The 3,497-nt window shown below is 58.1% G+C and carries 6 protein-coding genes; 1 reads left to right on the plus strand and 5 read right to left on the minus strand.

All coding sequences use genetic code 11. The annotated features are described in order from the left end of the window. A partial coding sequence (locus tag QQL79_RS22335) for a hypothetical protein (RefSeq protein WP_284394549.1) occupies window positions 1–226 on the plus strand: 226 nt, incomplete at its 5' end. 376 nt (window positions 227–602) lie between these two features. Here the strand turns inward: QQL79_RS22335 and QQL79_RS22340 are convergent. The 5 genes from QQL79_RS22340 to QQL79_RS22360 all read right to left on the minus strand — a co-directional run. After that, window positions 603–1,034 carry a type II toxin-antitoxin system VapC family toxin gene (locus tag QQL79_RS22340; RefSeq protein WP_284394550.1) on the minus strand — a complete coding sequence of 144 codons (432 nt, stop codon included), beginning with the start codon at window positions 1,032–1,034 and terminating at the stop codon, window positions 603–605. Further along, a complete protein-coding gene (locus QQL79_RS22345; RefSeq protein WP_284394551.1) occupies window positions 1,031–1,300 on the minus strand; it encodes a type II toxin-antitoxin system Phd/YefM family antitoxin in 270 nt (89 codons plus the stop codon). The genes QQL79_RS22340 and QQL79_RS22345 overlap by 4 nt, the downstream gene beginning before the upstream one ends. A 182-nt stretch (window positions 1,301–1,482) precedes the next feature. Next, a complete protein-coding gene (gene plsY, locus QQL79_RS22350; RefSeq protein WP_284394552.1) occupies window positions 1,483–2,109 on the minus strand; it encodes a glycerol-3-phosphate 1-O-acyltransferase PlsY in 627 nt (208 codons plus the stop codon). A gap of 104 nt (window positions 2,110–2,213) precedes the next feature. Then, a complete protein-coding gene (locus QQL79_RS22355; RefSeq protein ID WP_284394553.1) occupies window positions 2,214–3,086 on the minus strand; it encodes a phosphotransferase family protein in 873 nt (290 codons plus the stop codon). A gap of 63 nt (window positions 3,087–3,149) precedes the next feature. Continuing rightward, the coding region (locus tag QQL79_RS22360) for a GNAT family N-acetyltransferase (protein ID WP_284394554.1) at window positions 3,150–3,497 on the minus strand (348 nt) is incomplete at its 5' end.

The following is a 3,497-nucleotide window of genomic DNA, read 5'->3' on the forward strand; positions in this document are numbered from 1 at the left end:
AGAACCTCGCCGGCCACGTTTCTCTTTCTTCATTCTTCACAATGTCAAAAAGCAGACCCAACCACCTTCGAGGCAGCAACGTCATTTGGAAGCAAGGCTTCCATATTTGCTTCTAGGCAAAACAAGCTCTGTCTTCCGGTTGCCCGGCAGTCAGTCTGCCTTGTCAGAGAACGCTGAACAGTGGGAGCAGCAAGTGCTCGACGTCGTCAGCGTGGGCGGGTTGTAGTCGAGACATTTAAGTCTGTCAACACCCCATTTTCCAATTTTCGTTCGGGCCTGGCTTTCACCGTTTCCGATCGGAATTCGAAAAATCTGAAACCAAAAATCTCTTTTATATTTCAGAGGCTTGCCGCATTTCGTGGCGCCGTTTGGCGTCTCGCTCTGCAGCGGTGAGCGGGGTTCTAAGGGGCACACCGCGCGGAGTCAACAAGGGAAAATGACAAAAGCGCTTTTTCGTTCCCGCGAGTCGTCCGCGCGTGTGGATATCCATCGGCAAACGCCCGGTCCATATGACGTCTCCCGCTTTTGTCCTGCTGCAAAAGAATTTCAATTCTTCGCAATGCCTCTCCGGTTCCCCGTTCGCTATTGTCGGGATTCGAGGCCTAGCCCGATGCCGAAGCCCATGGATCGAGCAAGGTCAGCGGCAGATTCTCGAAATCCTTGATATTGCGCGTCACCAGAGTCAGTTGTCGGGAGATCGCCGTGGCAGCAATCCAGCCATCCATCACGCTGAGGCCGATCCCTTCACGCCGAGTCGAAGCGAGCAATTGTCCCCAGATCAGTGCCGTGCCCGTATCCACCGGCAGGACCCGCTCCCCGAATCGCTCGGGCAGATCCAGCTCCAGCCACTGCGCCAATTCGCTCTTGCGCTTTCCCTCATCCATCAGCGCCACGCCACGCGCAATCTCGGCAATGGTGATGACGCTGAGATAGGTGCGATCCTCATCGACCTGGTCGAGCCAGGTCAGCACATGCTGATCCGGCTGCGGCCGGCGAATCTCAGACAGCACATTGGTATCGAGCAGAAAACTCACAGCGCCAGATCGCGCGGTTCATCCACCAAGCGTTCATCGGTAAGAACTGCTCCCGCCAGCGGCGAATCCAGCAGGAAGGTCGCAAGGCTTCCCTTCCTCGCGGTCTTGCGATTCCACTCCTCAACCGAAACGATCACCACGCTGGGCGTCCCATTGCGGGTAATCATCTGCGGCTCACTCTGGGCGCGCTCGATCACCTCGGACAAATGCGCCTTGGCATTGGCAACCGTCCAGGCCTCCGGCTCATGTTTATTCGTCGCGGCCACGGCAGCCTCCTAAAATGACTATCGTGACTATATAGGTCTTTCGCGTATTTTCTACAATGTTGGCGAGCGCAATCGTCGGCCATTGAAAGACTTTGCGGCTAAGCAGTTCCGTCGAACGCGCACCCAGGCCCCAGGGTCCAGACAGCTCCCCCGGGGCTGAAAGCCCTCCTCCAAACGCAATGTTACGAGGGTGCTTGCCCCAGCCTTGGCTCTGTTCCTGCCAGCAGCCGTTGAATGTTAGCTGCATGTCGCACGATCACGTAAACGCCGCCGGCGATCACGAGGAAACGATAAGCAAGGGGCTGCTCAAGACCCAGGACGAACACGATCGCTGTCAAAGCTGCGAGTATCGAACTGAGCGAGACGATGCGGGAAATCGCTAGCGAACCTGCCCAAATCAGCACGGCACCTAGTCCAACCATTGGCGACATTGCCAGCAACACACCGAGCCCGGTTGCGGCGGATTTGCCGCCGGTAAAGTTTAGCCAGATGGAACGACCATGGCCCAAAAGCGCAGCCAACCCGGCGATCAGAACGGCCCAGGGTGATAGATTTTGCAGGTCAAGCCAGAGGCAAAGCCATTGCGCGAACGCCACGGCGGTAGCGCCCTTAAGCACATCCACCACAAGAACTATGAGCGCAGGCCACTTGCCCAGGATTCGCAAAACATTGGTGGCTCCTGTCGATTTGGAGCCATGCGCTCGAATATCAATGCCGCCAAGCAACTTGCCCGCCAAATAGCCCGTCGGGATGGAACCAAGGAAATAGGCAGCGATCGCTACCCCAATAATAGCCAGCCAGAATGTCATTACCCCTCCTACACCCTAATTCAGATTAGTCGGTGTATCTTTGCAGGCAAAGCTCACGAGAACTGAATCGGATAACATCCATTATGGAACGGACCGGGTGTTCATCATGCAGCCCCTGGCTGCGACAAAACCCGCGAGCACCAGGCCCGGAGCTTGGGGTCGTCATCCGCAAGGCACCAATAGCTGGCTATCCAGCGTTTGACGGCCGGGAAGTTCGCACTGAGCCCCCGGTCGTCCAACCACTGCATGGCCAGGGCACGATCCTCCACTGTTGCTTCGGGCGATAGTTCGGGATCGAGGTAGGCGACCGCTGCCCAGCAATCCAGCCTCCTGTCGGCGATCATCGATGTCGCTCCGAAATCGATCACTGCAGTAACCCGTCCAGCATCGACGAGTACATTGCCCGGGAAGAGGTCGAAATGCACCAGCTCCCCCAAGCGACAATCAGGAATTCCCTCGATCGTCTCGCTTGGCAAATGCTGCAGCGCACCTGGATGCAGCCGGCTCCGCTCCAGCCGCGCATGAAGATATTGCGGATAGCTCGGCCGCCGCACGGCCTGCGCGGAGGCGAGATCGCCGAAAAAGTCCCGCTTGACCGCGATGTCGCCGACCTGGCTCGCCGCATCAAGATAGCCCTGCACGAGCAGCTCTCGCTCCTCGCCCTCTGCAACACCAAGAGCCTGCGCCAGCGAAATGCCAACAAGCCGGCGCTCGATAACCGCAACGCGCCCGTCAATTTCCATTACCCGCTCGACATCCGGCGTCGTAAAGGAGACGGCATGCCGGCCGGCCGCTATCTCCGAGAGCAATTCAGCCCGGCCAAGCTCGACCGCCATGGAGGCGCCCGGTCGCAACAGGCGCAAGACTTGCCGCTCATTGAACGCATAGACCCTGGCTTCTCCACCCTGCCCAATCAGCAGCGCGTCATCCGTCCCAAGCGCCTTGAGCACGGCCAGGTCATTGCTATCGGTCAGCATGTCAAACTTCCCTTCAAGCTTCCGGCACGGTGTAGCGGGAAAACCGGGCGCGCAATACCGAGCTTACGCTAGGCGAAGATGAAACCGTCTGTAGCTGTTAAAATCCGCGACCGGCAGAAAGCCGACTCGCTCGAGCAACGTGACGCTGCGCCGATTGCCATGGGTAACACCGGCATAAATATCGGTTGCGCGCAGGTCCATACGCGCAAAGGCGATCAGCGTTTGCAGCGCGGCAGTGGCATAGCCCTTACCCGTCACCTTCTCAGCCAGCCAGTAACCCAGTCCGTACTTTGGGGGATTCGCCGGAACCAGATCTATCCGCCCGATGAGCTCCCCTCTCAAAAGCAGGCCGAAGCGCAGATTGCCGTGGTCGTCACCAAGGTCGTCCTCAAGTTCTTTATGGGACATAGC

This window comes from Devosia yakushimensis, from assembly GCF_030159855.1.
In the GTDB taxonomy this organism is placed as follows: Bacteria; Pseudomonadota; Alphaproteobacteria; order Rhizobiales; family Devosiaceae; genus Devosia; species Devosia yakushimensis.